This window comes from Parafrigoribacterium soli, assembly GCF_040227235.1.
Taxonomy (GTDB): Bacteria; Actinomycetota; Actinomycetes; order Actinomycetales; family Microbacteriaceae; genus Parafrigoribacterium_A; species Parafrigoribacterium_A soli.
Genome location: NZ_JBELNZ010000001.1, coordinates 437,105 through 453,151 on the forward strand (window position 1 = coordinate 437,105; position 16,047 = coordinate 453,151).

The window sequence follows — 16,047 nt, forward strand, 5'->3', positions numbered from 1 at the left end:
TAGCCGCGTTAAGCGCAAGCGCACACGCGCGGCAGTGCCACTCATCGTTAGGATCGAGAGACGATGACTTCTCTGAACCCTCTGGTCGATCCGGCGCCAGCGCTCGCAGCCGATCGCCTGGCCCGCTACAGCCGGCAACTGGCCATGCCGGGCTTCGATGACATCGCCCAGCGCCGACTCGCGGCCGCGCGGGTGCTCGTCGTGGGCGCCGGCGGACTGGGCAGCGCGAGCATTCCGTACCTCGCCTCGGCGGGCATCGGCACGATCGGGGTCATCGACACGGATGTGGTGGAGCTGTCGAACCTGCATCGTCAGGTCGCGCACGGCACGAGTGACCTCGGCCGCGACAAGGTGGACTCGATCGCCGACACCGTTCGCGAGATCGACCCGCACACGGTCGTGACAAAGCACAACGTGTGGCTCGACTCGAGCAACGCCATGGAACTCTTCGCGGACTACGACCTGGTCCTCGACGGCAGCGACAACTTTGCGACGCGGTATCTCGTGAACGACGCGGCGGCCCTCTCGGGCAAGCCCGTCGTCTGGGGCGCCATCCTGCGCTACGGCGGACAGGCAAGCGTCGCATACGCCGGTCATGGCCCGAGCTACCGCGACCTCTTCCCCGTGCCGCCGGAGCCCGGCAATGTGCTCTCCTGCTCCGTCGGCGGCGTGATCCCCACCGTGTGCGCGATCATCGGGTCGATCATGGTGAATGAGGCGATCAAACTCATCACGGGCATCGGCGAGCCGCTCATCGGGAGGGTCACCACCTACGATTCCCTGACCGGTCGCTTCCGTGAGATCCCCTACCGGACGATCCCCGACGCCGCACCCGTCACCGAACTCATCGACTACGAACTGTTCTGTGGCAGGGCGCCGCAGGTGGCGCAAGCCCCGCAGCGCGCCGAATCGACGACCCCGACGGAACTGTCGGAGTTGTTGCGCGAGGGCGGGGACCTGCAACTCATCGACGTGCGCGAACCGTTCGAGGCGCAGATCGCGACGATCGGTGACGCCGAGCTTATTCCCCTTGGCACCGTGGCGACGTCGCTCGGGCGGGTGCGCCGCGACGCACCGGTCGTGCTGTACTGCCACCACGACACGAGGTCGCGATATGCCGCCGGTATCCTGCGGCAGAACGGCTTCACGGATGTGCGCTGGCTCGAGGGCGGCATCGATGCCTATTCCGTGGCGATCGATCAGTCGCTCACGAGATACTGAACCGGGCACCTCGCTCAACCGCGCCGAAGGAGACCTCCGCACCATGCACGAACCGCTGTCCCTCGTCACGGACGAGCCCATCGACGAGGGCGCGCTGAGACGCTCCGTGGCGAACCCGACCGCGGGGGCCGTCGTCACGTTCGAGGGAATCGTGCGCAACCACGATCACGGGCAGAGCATCCGTTCGCTCGACTACCAGGCGCATCCGGATGCCGGTCGCATCCTCGCGGAGTGCTGCGCTCGCATTGCTGAGGAATCCGGACTGCCGCTCGCGGCGGCGCACCGAGTGGGCTCACTGCGGGTGGGCGATGTCGCCCTGTACGCCGTGGTTGCCGCGTCGCACCGAAAGGAGGCGTTTGAGACCTGCGAGCGCCTCGTCGAGGAGATCAAGCACACCATCCCGATCTGGAAGCGTCAGTGGTTCGACGACGGGGCCTCCGAATGGGTCGGGCTCTGAGCCGTTGATGCTGTAAGCCGCCGCCACTGAGCGTGCGGCGCTAGCCTCCCGCGAACGGCGGCAGCACGTCCACGCGGCTCGTGAGGGCGGTCCCGGAATCGCGCTGAACCACCTCGTCCATCAGGAATGATCCGGATGCCAGCACCCGGCTCATCTGCTCGCCGTAGCGCGCGTCGAGGATCGCCTTGAGCTCGCCCAGCGTGCCGGCACCGCCGACATCGAGCTGTTCCTCCTCGACTCCGGCAGCTTCCGCGGCGGCGGCGAAGTAGCGCACTGTCACGTTCACGTCAGCCTCCGATGTACGACATCTCGATGCGCTTGGCCGTGGGTCGCAGCTCCCCCGTGTTCGAGCCGCGGAGCTCCGAGTACCTGTCGGTGCGCTGCCGCCAGATGAGGGCCATGGCGTCGGAGAGTTCCCGGTCGGTGCATCCGCCGCGCATGAGCGCACGCAGGTCGTGACCCTCCGTGGCGAAGAGGCAGGTGTACAGCTTTCCCTCGGTCGACACCCGCACGCGACTGCAGGAGTGGCAGAACGACTGGGTCACGCTGGAGATGACTCCGATCTCGCCGCCGCCGTCACGGTAGCGCCAGCGCACCGAAGTCTCGCCCGTGTAGTTCGGAGCGATCTCCTCGAGCGGGAGCACCGCGTTGATGCGCTCGATGACCTCCGCCGAGGGCACGACGTCGTTCATGCGCCAGCCGTTGCTCGATCCGACGTCCATGAACTCGATGAACCGCAGGATGTACGGCGAGCCCTTGAAGTGCTCGGCCATCGAGACGATGTCCTGGTCGTTTTCCCCGCGCTTGACCACCATGTTGATCTTGATCGGCCCGAGGCCGACCTCGTGGGCGACCTCGATGCCGTGCAGCACCTTGGCGAGCGGAAAATCGACGTCATTCATCCTGCGGAAGGTCGCGTCGTCGAGCGAGTCCAGCGACACCGTGATGCGGTCGAGTCCAGCATCCTTGAGCGCCTGGGCCTTGAACGCGAGCGCGGAGCCGTTGGTCGTCATCGCGATGTCGAGATCGCGGCCATCCACGGTCTTGATCCGGGTGAGTTCGGCGATTAGATCTTCGATGCCCTTGCGCAGCAGCGGTTCACCGCCGGTCAGGCGGATCTTTTCCACGCCGTGTGCGGCGGAGATGCGCACGAGGCGTGCAATCTCCTCGAAGGAGAGCAACTCGTCGCGTTCCATGAACATGTAGTCACGGCCGAAGATCTCTTTCGGCATGCAGTAGACGCAGCGGAAGTTACAGCGGTCGGTCACCGAGATGCGCAGATCGCGCAGTGGCCGGTTGTGGGTATCGAGGAGCGGTACCGCCCCGATGGTGCTCATGACTCCACACTAGGCTCTGGCGGCTCGAAGTTGTGCCAGCAGCAATCCGATCGGGATGCTGACCAGGAGGGTCGCCACGAGCGCCAGATACAGCCAGCGCAGCCATCCACCCCGGCTCGAGCGTACGACAGCCGCGAGGAACAGGGCGAGCGCGGCGACGAGGAGAGCACCGCCCACATCCACGAGCACCGGAATGGCCAGCATCGTGCCGATGGCGACCCCGGCGTTGCCGAGCAGGAACAGCACGAATTGGCCCCACATCGTGGACGCCGCGGGCGAGCGTCGCGCCAGCCACGCCTGCCCGGCACCGAGCCCGATCTGGGCGATGCCGACGACGAGCACGAGGTAGGCCACGAGCCACGCGAGCTGGCGGTTGGTGACGCTTGCGGTCACGGCAGAGAGCAGGCCGCCTCCGATGATGGCGACGACTCCGAGCAGCACGAAAGGAGCGCCCGCCCGCACCCTCGCCCGCATCCCGGGCAGTTCAGTGCTCGTCTGATCCCCCTGACGTGCGGCCGCCCGCCTGTGCGGCACGCTCGGCCTCGAGCTTCTCGAGCACCTCGCTGCGGTAGCGCACCCGGCGCACCCGACGAACCATGTCCATGATGAGAAGCACGGTCGCGACCGCGACTAGGAAGGTAACCGCGAAGCCGACCCAGGTGGGCGTGACGGTCGTTGGGTCGAAATCAGGATTGGGCGTCGGCGTCGCCGCCGCGAGCCAGTGCCCGACGGTGCCAAGGGTCATACTCACGAGCGGTCCTCCAGTGCAGTGGAGGCCGGCGAGCCGTCGGCATCCTGATCGATAATTCCCGCGAACAGGTCGGACTCGGGCAGGGTCGAATCGACGAGCGAGCGCACAAGCTCGAAGTCCTCGTACGGCCAGGCCCGTCGTTGGAGATCGTTCGGCCAGAAAAAGAAGGCGGAGTCGGGCGGCACCTGGCTCGCGTGCGAACGCAGCGCGCCATCCCGATGCTCGAAGAATTCGCCGACGTTGACGTTGGTGGTCGCGGCCGGCAGCGCGCGCTCGATGAAACGCTCGCGAAACTCCTGCAGCTGGGGAATCAGCGGTGAATCCGGCTCCGATGCCACGAGCTCGTCATACATGCTGCCGAGACGTTCCGGATTGAACATGCGGTCGTAGTAGACCTTGCTGATCTGCCACGGTTCACCGAGCTCCGGATAGCGCGCCGCGTCCGCAGCCGCATCGAAGGCGTACATCGAGACCTCGTGGGTGCGAATGTGATCCGGATGCGGGTATCCGCCGTTCTCGTCGTAGGTGACGAGCACCTGCGGACGGAACTCACGCACGATCTTCACGAGTGGCGCCGCCGAGAACTCGAGCGGAATCACCGCGAAGGAATTGGCGGGAACGGACTCGCCGTTCTCGGGCAAACCGGAATCGAAGTAGCCGAGCCAGCGATGGTCGATCCCGAGGATCGCCTGCGCCCGCGCCATCTCGATTCGCCGCAGTCCCGCCATGTCGCGCTCGGCCATCGCTCGCTCGGCGAGCGCTTCATTCTGCACGTCGCCTCGCTCACCACCCGTGCAGCTGACGACGAGCACCTCGACACCAATGCTGCGGTAATAGGCATAACTGCCCGCGCCCTTACTCGACTCGTCATCGGGATGGGCGTGAACGGCAAGCAGGCGCAGTGTCACCGGACTCCTAGGGATTACGAATAGCCTTGGCTCAAGACTAATCGCCTCCAGGGAACGGAACGACGGATGACCGACACGGCCCACGAGACCGGCAGGGCACCGCGCGCCGGGCTCGATGCCCGCTACGGCCGCAGTCCCGCCAAGCGCAAGCGCGACCGCTGGATCGCGATCAGCAGCGGAATCGCTGTTGCCGCTGTCGTCGGAGCGTGGGTCATCTGGGCCGGCCTGGACATGGCGGGCGGCGGCATCGATGCCACCGACATCGGTCATAAGGTCATCGACGACCGCAGCGTGAGCGTCAATTACCAGGTCTCGATGGCGCCCGGCTCGACGGCGGCGTGCGCCCTGCAGGTGCAGAACGAGGCCCACGGCATCGTGGGCTGGAGGATCGTAAAAATCCCAGCATCGAAGCTCGAGACTCGCGCCTTCAGCGACACGGTGCGCAGCTCCGAGCTCGGGGTGACCGGCTTGATATACCGCTGCTGGCTGACCTAAGCTGGTTCGAATCCCAGAGACCGGCCGATCGGCCGGTCTCATTTCTTTAGCGCGAGGGCCCGCACTGAGCCGGCCCTCTTGTGAGGAGTGCACTGTGTCCAACGCATCTGTCGAAACCTGGCTCACCCAGGAAGCGTTCGATCGTCGTACCGCCGAACTCGAACAACTCGAGGGCGAAGGTCGCGCGGAGATCGCCAAACGGATCGAGGCGGCGCGCGAAGAGGGAGACCTCAAGGAGAACGGCGGATATCACGCCGCCAAGGAGGAGCAGGGCAAGATGGAGGCGCGCATCCGCGTGCTCACCGAGCTGCTGCGCCACGCCACGGTGGGCGAGGCGCCCACGAGCACCGACACCGTGCAGCCCGGAACCGTCGTAACCGCGAAGATCCTCGGCGATGAGACCACGTTCCTGCTCGGCAGCCGCGAGATCGTCGACGAAGACACCGATCTCGACGTCTACAGCGAGGGCAGCCCGCTGGGCACGGCGATCATCGGCCTCAAGGTCGGCACGAAGACCAGCTATGAGGCGCCGAACGGCAAGGACATCCCCGTGGAGATCGTCAAGGTCGAGCCGTACCGTTTCTAAGGACGCCCGCTCCTAAAAAACCGCCGCTCTAAAAGTCAACGCGGGGATCGTAGCCCGCATCGATGAGGTGCCCGAGCACGCGCTCGACGTGCTCCGGGCCCCTCGTCTCGAGGCTGAGTTCGAGTTCGACCTGGCTGATCAGCGCGTTGCGCCCGTGGCGCGTGTGCAGCACCTCGACCACGTTGGCGTTGGCCTCGGAGATGAGTTCCGCGACCCGCGCGAGCTGTCCGGGGCGATCGGGCAGCATGAGCCGCAGCTTGAGGTAGCGATCGGATGCCGACAGCCCACGCGAGATGACGCGCTCCATGACCAGTGGGTCGATGTTGCCGCCGCTCAGGATCGCGACCGTCGACCCGCCGCCGCCGTGCACGAGTCCCATCATGATGGCCGCGACCGAGACGGCTCCGGCCGGTTCCACGACGAGCTTCGCCCGCTCGAGCAACACGAGGATCGCCCTGGCGATGTCGTCGTCGCTGACGGTGACGACCTCGTCGACGGCAGAACGGATGATGTCGAAATTGAGGGCGCCCGGCTTGCTCACGGCAATGCCGTCCGCGATCGTCGGCAGGATCGTGATCTCCGTCGGCTCACCGTTCTGCAGCGACAGCGGATAGGGAGCCGAATTCTCGGCCTGCACGCCGACGATGCGCACGGTGCGCCCCTCGGCGGCGAACTTCTGCTTGAGTGCGCTCGCGATCCCCGAGATCAGGCCTCCGCCCCCGATCGGCACCACCACGGTGTCGAGATCGGGAACCTGGTCGAGGATCTCGAGACCCAGCGTGCCCTGGCCGGCGATGACATCCGCGTGGTCGAACGGCGGGATCAGTACGGCGCCCGTGCTCTCGGCGAACTGGGCGGCGGCGCGCAACGGCTCGTCGACGGTGTGGCCACGCAGCACGACCTCTGCACCGTAGCGGCGAGTGGCCTGCAGCTTCGGCAGCGCGACGCCGACGGGCATGAAGATCGTGGCCTTGATGCCCAGTTCGCGGGCGGCAAGGGCCACGCCCTGGGCGTGATTGCCTGCGGATGCGGCGACAACGCCGCGCGCCCGCTCCTCTGCGCTGAGCTTCGACAGTCGGTTATACGCTCCGCGAATCTTGTACGAGCCCGTGCGCTGCAGGTTTTCGCACTTCAGGAAGACGGGCGAACCGAGTACCTCGGAGAGAAAGAGCGAGCTCTCCATGGGCGTGACCTTGGCGACACGCGAGACGGTCGCCCGCGCGGACTCGAAATCGGCGAGGGTCGGCCCGGGTAGCACCGGGGCCTCGCGCGTCTCGCGGGTGTCATCGTCCATCGTGCTGGAGGCTGTGGTTTCAGACATTTCTCAGTGCATCCTTCAGCGTGGGATCGGTGGTGCTGCGCCACTCTCCTCGAGCGATGTAGTTGACCATGACGTTGACGACGGCCACCACGGGCACCGCGAACAGTGCGCCCGGAATGCCGGCGAGGAAGCTGCCTGCCGCGACAGCGAAGACGACCGCGAGCGGGTGCACTCGTACCGCGCTGCCCATCACGAGTGGCTGCAACACGTGGCCCTCGATCTGCTGCACGGCAATGACGACGCAGAGCATGAGGAACGCGGCGAACGGATTGAGGTAGATGAGGGCGACGAAGACCGCGAGGATGCCGGTCAGCACGGCGCCGACCACCGGAATGAACGAGCCGAGGAACACCGCGATCGCGATCGGGATGACGAGCGGGAAGCCACCGAAGAAGAGGCCGATGATCCAGGCACCGAGCCCGATGCCCACGGCATCGACGAACGCGACGAATATCTGCACGCGGACGAAGCTCGTGAGACTCACCCAGCCGACCTTGCCCGCGCCATCGACCGCGGCGCGAGCGCGGCGTGGAAAGAGCCGCACGGTCCAGCGCCAGATTCCCGCCCCGTCGATCAGCAGGAAGATCGTGGCGAACAGGGTGAGCAGCAGTCCGGCGAGGAAGCGCCCCGCCGATGAGCCCACCGAGAGAGCTCCTGAGAGCAACGCCTGGCTGTCGTTCTGGATGGCGACCCACGCCTGCGCGAGGTACTTGTTGAGGTCGGTCTCGGTGAGGTGCAGCGGGGAGGCGAGCAGAAAGTGCTTGAAGTTGTCGAAGGCTTGGACACTCTGCCGCTGCAGGTCGGGCAGGCCGCCGCGCACCTGGAACACGACAAGTACGACGAGCCCGCCGACGACCGCGATGAGACCGACGATCGCCACGATCACGGCAAGCCACTTGGGCCACCTGTGCCGCATGAGCGCACTGACAAGGGGCACCAGCAGAGCGGCGAGAAGAATTGCGACCATCAGCGGAATCACAATGCCACGCAACTGCGTGATCAGGAATATGAAGAGCGCTATGACGGCGGCGATGGCGAGCACACGCCACGACCAGCCCGCCGCGAGCCGAACGCCATACGGGATCGGCTCAGCTTCCCGAACGGGGGCGACGTTCTTCGTCACGGTGCGCTTCGCTCTGCCCAGTACCATCGGTTCAGTCTATGCGCGCCCGGCATTCGATTAAGCGAATATACCCGTACTGGAATCTAGACGAGCGGGCGCACTGCTACAGCGTTCCCACGCAGGCGAAGGTGCACCGTCTCTCCGGGCTGCGGACGCTCGGCACCCTCGTGCTGCACGGAGAGCAACGAGTCGTCCGCAAGTCTGAGTGTCGCCGAGGGTGCGAACGCCGAATGAACGGCGAAAACACAGTGTCGGATGTCGTGGCTATGGTCGAGATGATGGTCACGCACACTCCACCGCAGGTGTCGCTCGCGCAGGCGCGCCGCATCGCACTCGCCGCGCAGGGATTCGGGCGTCCCTCCCCCGCGACGCCCGGCATCCGTCAGCTCGGTTCGCTCATCCGCCGGGTCGGCCTGCTGCAACTCGACTCGGTCAACGTGTTCGAGCGCAGTCACTACCTGCCCGCCTTCGCCAGGCTCGGCGCCTACGACAAGGCCGAACTCGACCGGCTGACCTTCGCGCAGAAGGGCAGGTACATCGAGTACTGGGCGCACGAGGCCGCGGTGATTCCGGTAGACACCTGGCCACTCCTGCGCTGGCGGATGCAGGACTATCGTGAGCGCGCGGCCCGTAACGAGAGCCACTGGGCGGCCGCCAATCGCCCGATGATGGACTGGCTGCTCGCCGAGCTGGCCGATAAGGGCCCACTGCCCGCGAGCGCGATAGAGCACGACGCCAACAGGCGCAGCGGCCCGTGGTGGGGCTGGTCCGAGGTGAAGATCGGACTCGAGGTACTGTTTCGCTGGGGCGAGGTCGTCAGCGGCGGACGCACCCGGTTCGAGCGCAGCTATGCGCTACCACAGCAGGTGCTGTCACAGGAGGTGCTCTCGCGTGACGTGCCGACGGATGAGGCACGAAGGCGACTGATCGCGCACGCGGCGAGCGCGCACGGCATCGGCACCGCATCCGACCTGGCCGACTACTTTCGACTAAAGCGCAACGAAGCTATGCCCGCCGTCCTCGACCTGGTGGACGACGGCACGCTCGTTCCGGTGACCGTTCCGGGCTGGAAGCAGCCCGCATACCTGCACCGGGATGCCCGCATGGCGCGGCGCATCGACGCAACGGCGCTGCTCTCTCCCTTCGATCCTGTCGTGTGGGAGCGCGCTCGCGCCGAGCGACTTTTCGGCTTTCACTACCGCATCGAGATCTACACGCCGCAACCGAAGCGGGTGTTCGGGTACTACGTACTGCCGCTGCTCATCGACGATCGACTCGTGGGACGCATCGATCTCAAGAGCGACCGTCAGAACGGGGTGCTGCGGGTGCAGGCCTCGTGGAGCGAAGCGGATGCGCCGGCGTGCACGGCCGAGCGCCTTGCGCCGCTGCTGCGGCAGACCGCTGCCTGGCAGGGGCTGGGCGAGGTGGAAGTGATGGGACGCGGGGACCTGGCGGACGCGGTTGCGGCGGAGTTGGGCGTGAGTGTTAGTGCGGTGTGAGGTTTCGATACGCTCGAGCCTCGCTACTCAACCCGCGCAAGGCGACGCACTGAACCCGCGGGAGGGCTAGAAGCCACCACCGATGGTGTGCAGTCGCTCGATGCGATCGGCGATCGGCGGGTGGGTGCTGAACAGGCGGCTCATGGCGCCCGGCTTCATCGGATCCGAGATCCACAGGTGCGACATCGTCGAGTTCTGGCGTTGCATGGGCCGCCCGTACTGGCCGAGCTTGGCGAGCGCGCTCGCCAGCGCATCCGGATTTCGCGTGGTCATGGCGCTCGTTGCGTCGGCGAGGTATTCACGTTGACGGGAGATCGCCGCCTGCACGACGGCGGCGACGAGGGGCGCGACGATCATGGCGACGATGCCGAAAACGAGAACGATGGGGTTGCCGCCACCGCCATTGTTGTTGCGGTCTCGGCCGCCGCCGAAGAACGCGAGGCGCAGGAACATGTCGGCGATGAAGCCGACAGCGACGACGAGCCCGAACACGATCATCGACACCCGGGTGTCATAGTTCTGAACGTGGCCCATCTCGTGCGCCATCACCCCCTCGAGTTCGGAGTCGTCGAGCAGGTCGAGGAGCCCGGTCGTTGCCGCGACGATCGCGTGCTCCGGGTCCCGCCCGGTCGCGAAGGCGTTCGGTGCCGGGTCGTTGACGATGAACACGCGCGGCATCGGCAGGCCATCCGTGATCGACAGGTTCTCGACGACGCGATACAGGCGAGGGTTGTCGGACTTCTGGATCTCCTGCCCGCCGGCCATCGACACCGCGAGCCGCGATGCGGCGAAGTACTGGATGACGGCGTAGATCGTGGCGATGACCAGAACCGTGATCGTGATGCTCGGGCTCTGGTAGATGTAGCCCGCAAGCCATCCGAGCGCGCCGATGATCAGGATGAACAGCAGGATGATGAAGACGGTGTTGCGCTTGTTCTTCGCTATGGCGCGATACATCTAGGCCTCGCTGTCAGGCAATGCTGGCGCGTCAGAACTGCACGCGCGGCGGCTCCGCGATGGCCGCGCTGTCGGACACCTCGAAGAACTCACGCTCGCTGAAGCCGAGACCGCGCACGAACAGCGTGTTCGGGAAGGTCTTGATCTTGGTGTTGAGTTCGCGCACACCGCCGTTGTAGAAGCGGCGCGAGGCCTGGATCTTGTCTTCGGTGTCGACGAGCTCACCCTGCAACTGCAGGTAGTTCTGGTTCGCCTGCAGTTGGGGGTAGGCCTCCGCGACCGCGAAGATGCTCTTCAGTGCCGACTGCATGTGGTTCTCGGCGACCGCGGCATCCGCGGGGGTGTTGGCGCTGACGGTCTCGGCACGAGCCTTCGTGACCGCCTCGAACACGCCGCTCTCGTGTGCCGCATAGCCCTTGACGCTCTCGATGAGGTTCGGGATGAGGTCAGCACGACGCTTGAGCTGCACGGTGATGTCGCTCCACGCCTCGTCAACGCGAACGTTGAGGCGCACGAGACCGTTGTAGGTGCTCCACAGGTAGATGCCTACGATGACGACGATCAGGACAATAATTCCGACGACGACGAGTAATTCCATTGCTGCGGGGCTCCTTCGGGCCTAGTGCCACGTTTCGCTGACAACTATAACCAAGCACACCCCCGAAAACGCGGCCCCAGAACAAGCTCGGGGCCAACTCGAAGGTGCCGCGGGCGGCGGCTGCGACGCTCAGCGACCGAGCACGCGATCCAGATAGGGGTTGGCGAAGACCCGGTCGGGGTCGAGTCGGTCGCGAACGGCGAGGAAGTCGGAGAAGTGCGGATACGACTCGGCCAGTGACGCGGCATCCTGCCTGTGGATCTTGCCCCAGTGCGGGCGACCGCCGAGGCCGCGCATGATCGCCTCGACACCCGCGAAGTATTCGCGAAAGTCGTCGCGGAAGAAACGATGCACCGCGATATAGCCGCTCTCGCGACCCTGCGCCGTCGAGAGCCAGATGTCGTCCGGCGCCGCCACGCGCACCTCGATCGGAAAGGAGATGCGCCATCCCCGCTCGGCGATCAGACGATCGACCGCCCGCAGCGCCTCGGGGATGGCAGCGCGCGGAATTGCGTACTCCATCTCGCGGAACCGGGTCGTGCGGGAGGTCACGAACACCTCGGAGGAATGGTCGGTGAAATCACGGTTGCCGATGAGCCTGCCGGCGAGGCGGTTGACGCCCGGCGTTAGGGCGGGCGCCACGCGGCCGACATGACACATGAGTGAGAACGTGGCGTTCGAGAGCACGCGTTCCTCCAGCCACTCCTTCGCCTTCGGCAGCGGATGCCGTTCATCCGAACCGTCGAGCCTGCTGTTGTTCTTGGTAAGCGCCGTTCGGGTGTGCGGGAACCAGTAGAACTCAAAGTGGTCGACCGCGTCGGCGCGCGCCTCGAAGTCGTCGAGCACGCTGTCGAGCGGTTCCGGTCGCTCGACCGCGCTCAGCAGAAAGGCGGGCACGCACTGGATCGTGAGGTCCACGAGGATGCCGAGGGCGCCGAGCCCCAGGCGAGCGGCCGGCAGCAACTCCGCATTCTCGGTCTCGCTCACCCGCAGGAGCGAGCCATCGGCGGTGACGAGGGTGACGGCGACGATCTGCGCCGCGAGCCCGCGAAATCGGGAACCTGTGCCGTGGGTGCCGGTCGAGGTCGCGCCGCTGATCGTCTGCCGGTCGATGTCGCCCATGTTCTCGAGCGCGAGCCCGTGGGGTCCGAGCAGCGCGGGCAACTGGTAGAGATGGGTGCCGGCGCCGAGCATAACCCGGCCGGATACCGCATCCACCGACAGGAGCCCATCGAGCCCCGAGAGGTCGAGTTGCAGCCCCGGCGCGACGGCGATGCCGGTGAAGCTGTGGCCCGCGCCGATCGCCTTGACCGGCAGGCCGCGCTCTCGGGCGAAGCGCACCGCGGCGACCACCTCGTCGACGCTTGACGGTCGCGCGACGAATTGCGGTCGGATGCTCTCGGAGCGTCCCCAGTTGCGCCAGGTTCTGCCCGGTGCGATCACCGAACTCACAGGAACGCCTTGCCCTCACCGCGGTAGGTCGGCACCCTGCCGACGATGCGATCGCCGTCGACGAGTGTGAAGTCGTTGAGGTGCTCGCTGAGTTCGCCCGCCTTGGTGTGGCGCAGCCACACGCGGTCGCCCACCCGCAGCCGCGCGGCGCCGTCACCGGTCACGGGGGTCTGCACCTCGCCCGCCATCTCTCGCGGGACCATCCTGAGTCCCTCCGGCCAGACGACGAGAGGCAGCCTGTCGCCCCCGGGCGGACCGGATGCGATCCAGCCGCCGCCGTGCAGCGCCGCCATCTTCGGCGTGGGCTTGCGCACCACCGAGAGGGCAAAGGCCGCGGCCGGGGCGGGCGTGAAGCGCGAGTAGTGATCAAAGAGGTGGGGGCCGAAGAGGCCGCTGCCCGCCGCGATCTCGGTCACGGCATCCTCGGCGCTCGTGGATTCAAGGGAGCCGGTGCCGCCGCCGTTGACGAACTCGAGTTCCGCCTCCTCGCGCACCGCGGCGACCGCCTCGGCCCTGCGGGTGGCGAGCTCCCGAACGGACTGCTTCTGCATCCCGCGTACTATCGCGCCGTAGACGGGCTTGCCCGCCGGGCGGTCGACGGTGCCCGCGATCTGGCCCTCGTAGGCCATCATCCCGACGAGCGTGAAACCGTCCCTCGCCCCGACGAGCCGCGCGAAGTCGCGCGCGTGCTGCACGGTGAACAGGGGCGAACGGTAGGTGCCGATGTGGCCCAGCACCCTCGACTCGAAACTCGCGTCAAGCTCGAGGCAGACGCGGATCGACTCGCGCTTACCCGGGGGCAGGATCGCGTCGATGAGATCGAGGTGTTCGACCGAGTCGACCATGAGCGTGACCCGGGAGGCGAGTTCGGGGCTGAGAGCCAGCCGCCGCAGCGCCTCGCGGTCGACGCTCGGGTAGCCGACCACGACATCCGCGTGATCTTCGGCGAGCCAGAGCGCCTCGTCGAGCGTGTAGGCGAGGATGCCGCCGAAGCCCGGCAACGCAAGCACAGCGTCGATGATGCCCCGCACACGCACCGACTTGCTCGCGACGCGGATGCGCGTGCCGTTCGCGCGATCGAGCATGCTGAACGCGTTGGCGGCGAGCGCCTGCAGCGAGATGACGCCGTAGGGCGGGTCGAGTTCGCTCGTGGCGGCGGTGAGCCCCTGCCAATAAGAGGAGGGATCGAGCCACGGCGTGTGCGACGCCTCGGGTCTCGTGAGGGCGATGGTCATTAGCGAACCGTTCTGATCGGAAGTATGGCGAGCGCGCCGAGGAGCGTGGAGGCTGCGGCGAGAAGAAAGAGTCCCTGGAATCCGACCAGGACGGCGACGATGATGGCACCGAGCAGCGGCGCGAGTGCCTGCGGCACGGCGCTCGCGATGTTCATGATGCCGAGATCCTTGCCGCGGCTGCGCGCATCCGGAAGCACCTCGGTGGCGAGCGCCTGGTCGACGGAAAGGAAGCAGCCGTAGCCGAGGCCGAGTATGCCGGCCGCGACCATGGCGACACCGAGGTCGGGCACGAGTGCGAGCAGCAGCGCGGCGATCGCCTGCAGTGCGGAGGCTGCGAAGACGAAGACCTTGCGTCGACCGAGCCGATCGGAGAGTCGGCCGAGAAAGAGGGAGGCGAGCACGACGAACGCCATGTAGATGAGGATCAGCACGAGCAGATCGTCTTCCGCGTTCTTGTCGTTGAGGCCGAACTGCAGAAAATAGAGCAGCATCGTCGTGCCGAAGGCGTTGCCGAAATTGACCAGGATGCGGCTGAGCAGCGTCCAGCCGAAGTCCGGATACTTGCGGGGGCTGATCCAGAATCCCTCGATGAGGGTCTTCAGGGTGAGCGGTTCACGCTCGCCCTTGTCGAGGACAGCGTCCGGTGTCCACAGCACGAACGGCAGCACGAGCACCACGAGCAGCACGGCGAGCACCGCGTATCCCGCGAACTGGCCGACGATGATCGTGACGAGAAGCACGCCCAGGATGGTTCCGACCGCCTGCGGGGCAGAGATCCAGCCGGAGACGAACCCGCGCTGGCGCACCGGAACGTGGTCCGAGATCGTGGCGGTGAGTGCGGCGGTGAGCACGCAGAAGCCGATCAGTGCCAGAGACCACAGGATGCCGATGCCGATGAGCGAGTCCTGCAGACCGAGCAATAGCAGCGACAGCCCGAAGAGCACGGCACCGCCGAGGATCCACGGTCGGCGGCGACCGAACCGCGAGGTGGTGCGGTCGGAGAGCGCGCCGGTGAGCGGATAGGCGACGAGGGCGAAGACGCCCGCTATGCCCGAGATGATGCCGAAGGCGACGACGTTGTCGACCCAGTTCGTCGTGCGCAGCTGAGCCGTCACCTGGTTGGGCAGCAGCAGTTGGATGGGCGCGAGCTGCGCCATCCACACCCCGAGCCAGGCGCTCGCGAAGGCGGCGATCCAGCGGCTCGGGACGGCGCGGGTGGGCTCGGCGAAGGGTTCCGGGGCCTGCTCGCCGACGGCCTGCTGCTGTGAGGTCATGCGCTGTGCTCCTTGATTCGGGCGGAGGATCTGTTGGAGGTCGCGGGCGGTCGGGCGAAGCCTGCCAGCGCATCCGCCATGGAGTCCATGAGCCTGCCCGCAGCCTCGGCGTCGCGATCGGCGAGCCAGGCGAGCGTGAGTCCGTCGGTCAGGGCGACCGCGAGCCGAGCGAGGTCGGCGACGGGAAGCGACCACTCGATGCCGGCGTGGTCCGCTCCCGCGACGAGAATCTCCCTGACGACGCGATGGTAGCTCTCGTATTGAAGCCGCGGCAGGTCATCGAGGTCTGGCGTGCGCAGCGCGAAGTGGAGCAGCTCGAACATGGCCTGCTCGCGCCCCGGCTCGAGCACAACGATGTCGAAGTAGGCCTGGATACCCGCGCGAACGGACGTGCGGATATCCGCGCCGGGCTGCAGCGAACCGAGGACCGCAAGTCTTTCGTTCTCAAGCACGAAGGCGATGAGTTCTCGGATCATCTCATTTCGCGAGTGGAACGCGTAGTGAAAGCTCGCGAGCGGCATCCGGGCCTCGGCGGCGATGGCACGGGTTGTCGCGGCGCCCAGCCCGTCCCTGGCAATAACCCGCACGGCGGCGCGGATGATTGCAGCACGTCGCTGTTCGGATGACAATCGCGTCATTGCGGTTCCCTGTCGGCGGTTCCTAGTCCACGGTGAGGCCCGATGCCTCGGTGTCGTACAGTGGGTCACTTGTCCCAGTCGCCTGACTAAGAATAGTGGCGTCGCTGAGCCATCCACGTCAACCACGGGCACCATTTCGGTCCGAGTCAGCCGGTTTGACAGTGTCGTGAATGCCTAGCTAAATGGAAGTACAGT

The 16,047-nt window shown here is 66.5% G+C and carries 18 protein-coding genes; 5 read left to right on the forward strand and 13 right to left on the reverse strand.

The window, feature by feature from the left end:
- The first annotated feature begins 63 nt into the window (after positions 1 to 63).
- Together ABUA37_RS02115 and ABUA37_RS02120 are read left to right on the forward strand one after the other, a co-directional pair.
- Positions 64 to 1,221 carry a ThiF family adenylyltransferase gene (locus tag ABUA37_RS02115; RefSeq protein ID WP_349897461.1) on the forward strand — a complete coding sequence of 386 codons (1,158 nt, stop codon included), beginning with the start codon at positions 64 to 66 and terminating at the stop codon, positions 1,219 to 1,221.
- Positions 1,222 to 1,264: 43 nt separating this feature from the next.
- Positions 1,265 to 1,678 (forward strand): molybdenum cofactor biosynthesis protein MoaE, encoded by a 414-nt coding sequence (locus tag ABUA37_RS02120; protein ID WP_349897462.1) that lies wholly within the window; start codon positions 1,265 to 1,267, stop codon positions 1,676 to 1,678.
- Between the two features lie 40 nt (positions 1,679 to 1,718).
- Here the strand turns inward: ABUA37_RS02120 and ABUA37_RS02125 are convergent, their stop codons facing one another.
- The 5 genes from ABUA37_RS02125 to mca are packed head-to-tail and all read right to left on the reverse strand — an operon-like array spanning position 1,719 to position 4,674.
- Complete coding sequence (locus ABUA37_RS02125) at positions 1,719 to 1,964, reverse strand: MoaD/ThiS family protein (protein ID WP_349897463.1); 246 nt, start codon at positions 1,962 to 1,964, stop codon at positions 1,719 to 1,721.
- Position 1,965: 1 nt separating this feature from the next.
- The gene (gene moaA / locus ABUA37_RS02130) at positions 1,966 to 3,015 is read right to left on the reverse strand and encodes a GTP 3',8-cyclase MoaA (RefSeq protein ID WP_349897464.1); all 1,050 of its coding nucleotides are present in this window, start codon (positions 3,013 to 3,015) and stop codon (positions 1,966 to 1,968) included.
- 9 nt (positions 3,016 to 3,024) lie between these two features.
- Entirely contained in the window at positions 3,025 to 3,456 is a 432-nt protein-coding gene (locus ABUA37_RS02135; RefSeq protein WP_349897465.1) for a hypothetical protein, read from the reverse strand.
- Positions 3,457 to 3,499: 43 nt separating this feature from the next.
- Positions 3,500 to 3,760 (reverse strand): hypothetical protein, encoded by a 261-nt coding sequence (locus ABUA37_RS02140; protein ID WP_349897876.1) that lies wholly within the window; start codon positions 3,758 to 3,760, stop codon positions 3,500 to 3,502.
- A gap of 2 nt (positions 3,761 to 3,762) precedes the next feature.
- A complete protein-coding gene (gene mca / locus ABUA37_RS02145; protein ID WP_349897466.1) occupies positions 3,763 to 4,674 on the reverse strand; it encodes a mycothiol conjugate amidase Mca in 912 nt (303 codons plus the stop codon).
- Positions 4,675 to 4,740: 66 nt separating this feature from the next.
- Between mca and ABUA37_RS02150 the strand changes: the two genes are divergently transcribed.
- Both ABUA37_RS02150 and greA read left to right on the forward strand, forming a co-directional pair.
- The gene (locus tag ABUA37_RS02150; RefSeq protein WP_349897467.1) at positions 4,741 to 5,169 is read left to right on the forward strand and encodes a DUF4307 domain-containing protein; all 429 of its coding nucleotides are present in this window, start codon (positions 4,741 to 4,743) and stop codon (positions 5,167 to 5,169) included.
- A gap of 94 nt (positions 5,170 to 5,263) precedes the next feature.
- Entirely contained in the window at positions 5,264 to 5,755 is a 492-nt protein-coding gene (gene greA, locus ABUA37_RS02155; protein ID WP_349897468.1) for a transcription elongation factor GreA, read from the forward strand.
- A 28-nt stretch (positions 5,756 to 5,783) separates the two neighbouring features.
- On the opposite strand, the gene ilvA is transcribed toward greA, so the two are convergent.
- Positions 5,784 to 7,049, reverse strand: a complete 1,266-nt coding sequence (gene ilvA, locus ABUA37_RS02160) for a threonine ammonia-lyase (RefSeq protein WP_349897877.1) — start codon at positions 7,047 to 7,049, stop codon at positions 5,784 to 5,786.
- Between the two features lie 19 nt (positions 7,050 to 7,068).
- Positions 7,069 to 8,226 carry an AI-2E family transporter gene (locus ABUA37_RS02165; protein WP_349897469.1) on the reverse strand — a complete coding sequence of 386 codons (1,158 nt, stop codon included), beginning with the start codon at positions 8,224 to 8,226 and terminating at the stop codon, positions 7,069 to 7,071.
- Positions 8,227 to 8,429: 203 nt separating this feature from the next.
- Here ABUA37_RS02165 and ABUA37_RS02170 point away from each other — a divergent pair, with 203 nt between their 5' ends.
- A complete protein-coding gene (locus tag ABUA37_RS02170) occupies positions 8,430 to 9,698 on the forward strand; it encodes a winged helix-turn-helix domain-containing protein (RefSeq protein ID WP_349897470.1) in 1,269 nt (422 codons plus the stop codon).
- Positions 9,699 to 9,764: 66 nt separating this feature from the next.
- Here ABUA37_RS02170 and ABUA37_RS02175 read toward each other — a convergent pair whose 3' ends face one another.
- The 6 genes from ABUA37_RS02175 to ABUA37_RS02200 form a co-directional block, all read right to left on the reverse strand.
- Complete coding sequence (locus ABUA37_RS02175) at positions 9,765 to 10,655, reverse strand: M48 family metalloprotease (RefSeq protein ID WP_349897471.1); 891 nt, start codon at positions 10,653 to 10,655, stop codon at positions 9,765 to 9,767.
- Between the two features lie 31 nt (positions 10,656 to 10,686).
- The gene (locus tag ABUA37_RS02180) at positions 10,687 to 11,253 is read right to left on the reverse strand and encodes a LemA family protein (protein ID WP_349897472.1); all 567 of its coding nucleotides are present in this window, start codon (positions 11,251 to 11,253) and stop codon (positions 10,687 to 10,689) included.
- 129 nt (positions 11,254 to 11,382) lie between these two features.
- Positions 11,383 to 12,696 carry a D-arabinono-1,4-lactone oxidase gene (locus tag ABUA37_RS02185; protein WP_407075340.1) on the reverse strand — a complete coding sequence of 438 codons (1,314 nt, stop codon included), beginning with the start codon at positions 12,694 to 12,696 and terminating at the stop codon, positions 11,383 to 11,385.
- Between the two features lie 5 nt (positions 12,697 to 12,701).
- Positions 12,702 to 13,940, reverse strand: a complete 1,239-nt coding sequence (locus ABUA37_RS02190; RefSeq protein ID WP_349897474.1) for an amino acid deaminase/aldolase — start codon at positions 13,938 to 13,940, stop codon at positions 12,702 to 12,704.
- Complete coding sequence (locus ABUA37_RS02195; RefSeq protein ID WP_349897475.1) at positions 13,940 to 15,214, reverse strand: MFS transporter; 1,275 nt, start codon at positions 15,212 to 15,214, stop codon at positions 13,940 to 13,942. The genes ABUA37_RS02190 and ABUA37_RS02195 overlap by 1 nt, the downstream gene beginning before the upstream one ends.
- The gene (locus ABUA37_RS02200) at positions 15,211 to 15,852 is read right to left on the reverse strand and encodes a TetR/AcrR family transcriptional regulator (RefSeq protein WP_349897476.1); all 642 of its coding nucleotides are present in this window, start codon (positions 15,850 to 15,852) and stop codon (positions 15,211 to 15,213) included. Before ABUA37_RS02200 ends, ABUA37_RS02195 begins: the two co-directional genes overlap by 4 nt.
- Positions 15,853 to 16,047: the final 195 nt, after the last annotated feature.

Bases quoted from the DNA above. Each gene is read 5' to 3' on its own strand.
- ABUA37_RS02175 (WP_349897471.1), bottom strand. From the start codon at position 10,655: ATGTATCGCGCCATAGCGAAGAACAAGCGCAACACCGTCTTCATCATC.
- ABUA37_RS02165 (WP_349897469.1), bottom strand. From the start codon at position 8,226: ATGGTACTGGGCAGAGCGAAGCGCACCGTGACGAAGAACGTCGCCCCC.
- ABUA37_RS02115 (WP_349897461.1), top strand. From the start codon at position 64: ATGACTTCTCTGAACCCTCTGGTCGATCCGGCGCCAGCGCTCGCAGCC.
- ABUA37_RS02170 (WP_349897470.1), top strand. From the start codon at position 8,430: ATGAACGGCGAAAACACAGTGTCGGATGTCGTGGCTATGGTCGAGATG.
- ABUA37_RS02150 (WP_349897467.1), top strand. From the start codon at position 4,741: ATGACCGACACGGCCCACGAGACCGGCAGGGCACCGCGCGCCGGGCTC.
- ABUA37_RS02200 (WP_349897476.1), bottom strand. From the start codon at position 15,852: ATGACGCGATTGTCATCCGAACAGCGACGTGCTGCAATCATCCGCGCC.
- ABUA37_RS02190 (WP_349897474.1), bottom strand. From the start codon at position 13,940: ATGACCATCGCCCTCACGAGACCCGAGGCGTCGCACACGCCGTGGCTC.
- ABUA37_RS02180 (WP_349897472.1), bottom strand. From the start codon at position 11,253: ATGGAATTACTCGTCGTCGTCGGAATTATTGTCCTGATCGTCGTCATC.
- ilvA (WP_349897877.1), bottom strand. From the start codon at position 7,049: ATGGACGATGACACCCGCGAGACGCGCGAGGCCCCGGTGCTACCCGGG.
- moaA (WP_349897464.1), bottom strand. From the start codon at position 3,015: ATGAGCACCATCGGGGCGGTACCGCTCCTCGATACCCACAACCGGCCA.
- ABUA37_RS02140 (WP_349897876.1), bottom strand. From the start codon at position 3,760: ATGACCCTTGGCACCGTCGGGCACTGGCTCGCGGCGGCGACGCCGACG.
- ABUA37_RS02195 (WP_349897475.1), bottom strand. From the start codon at position 15,214: ATGACCTCACAGCAGCAGGCCGTCGGCGAGCAGGCCCCGGAACCCTTC.
- ABUA37_RS02120 (WP_349897462.1), top strand. From the start codon at position 1,265: ATGCACGAACCGCTGTCCCTCGTCACGGACGAGCCCATCGACGAGGGC.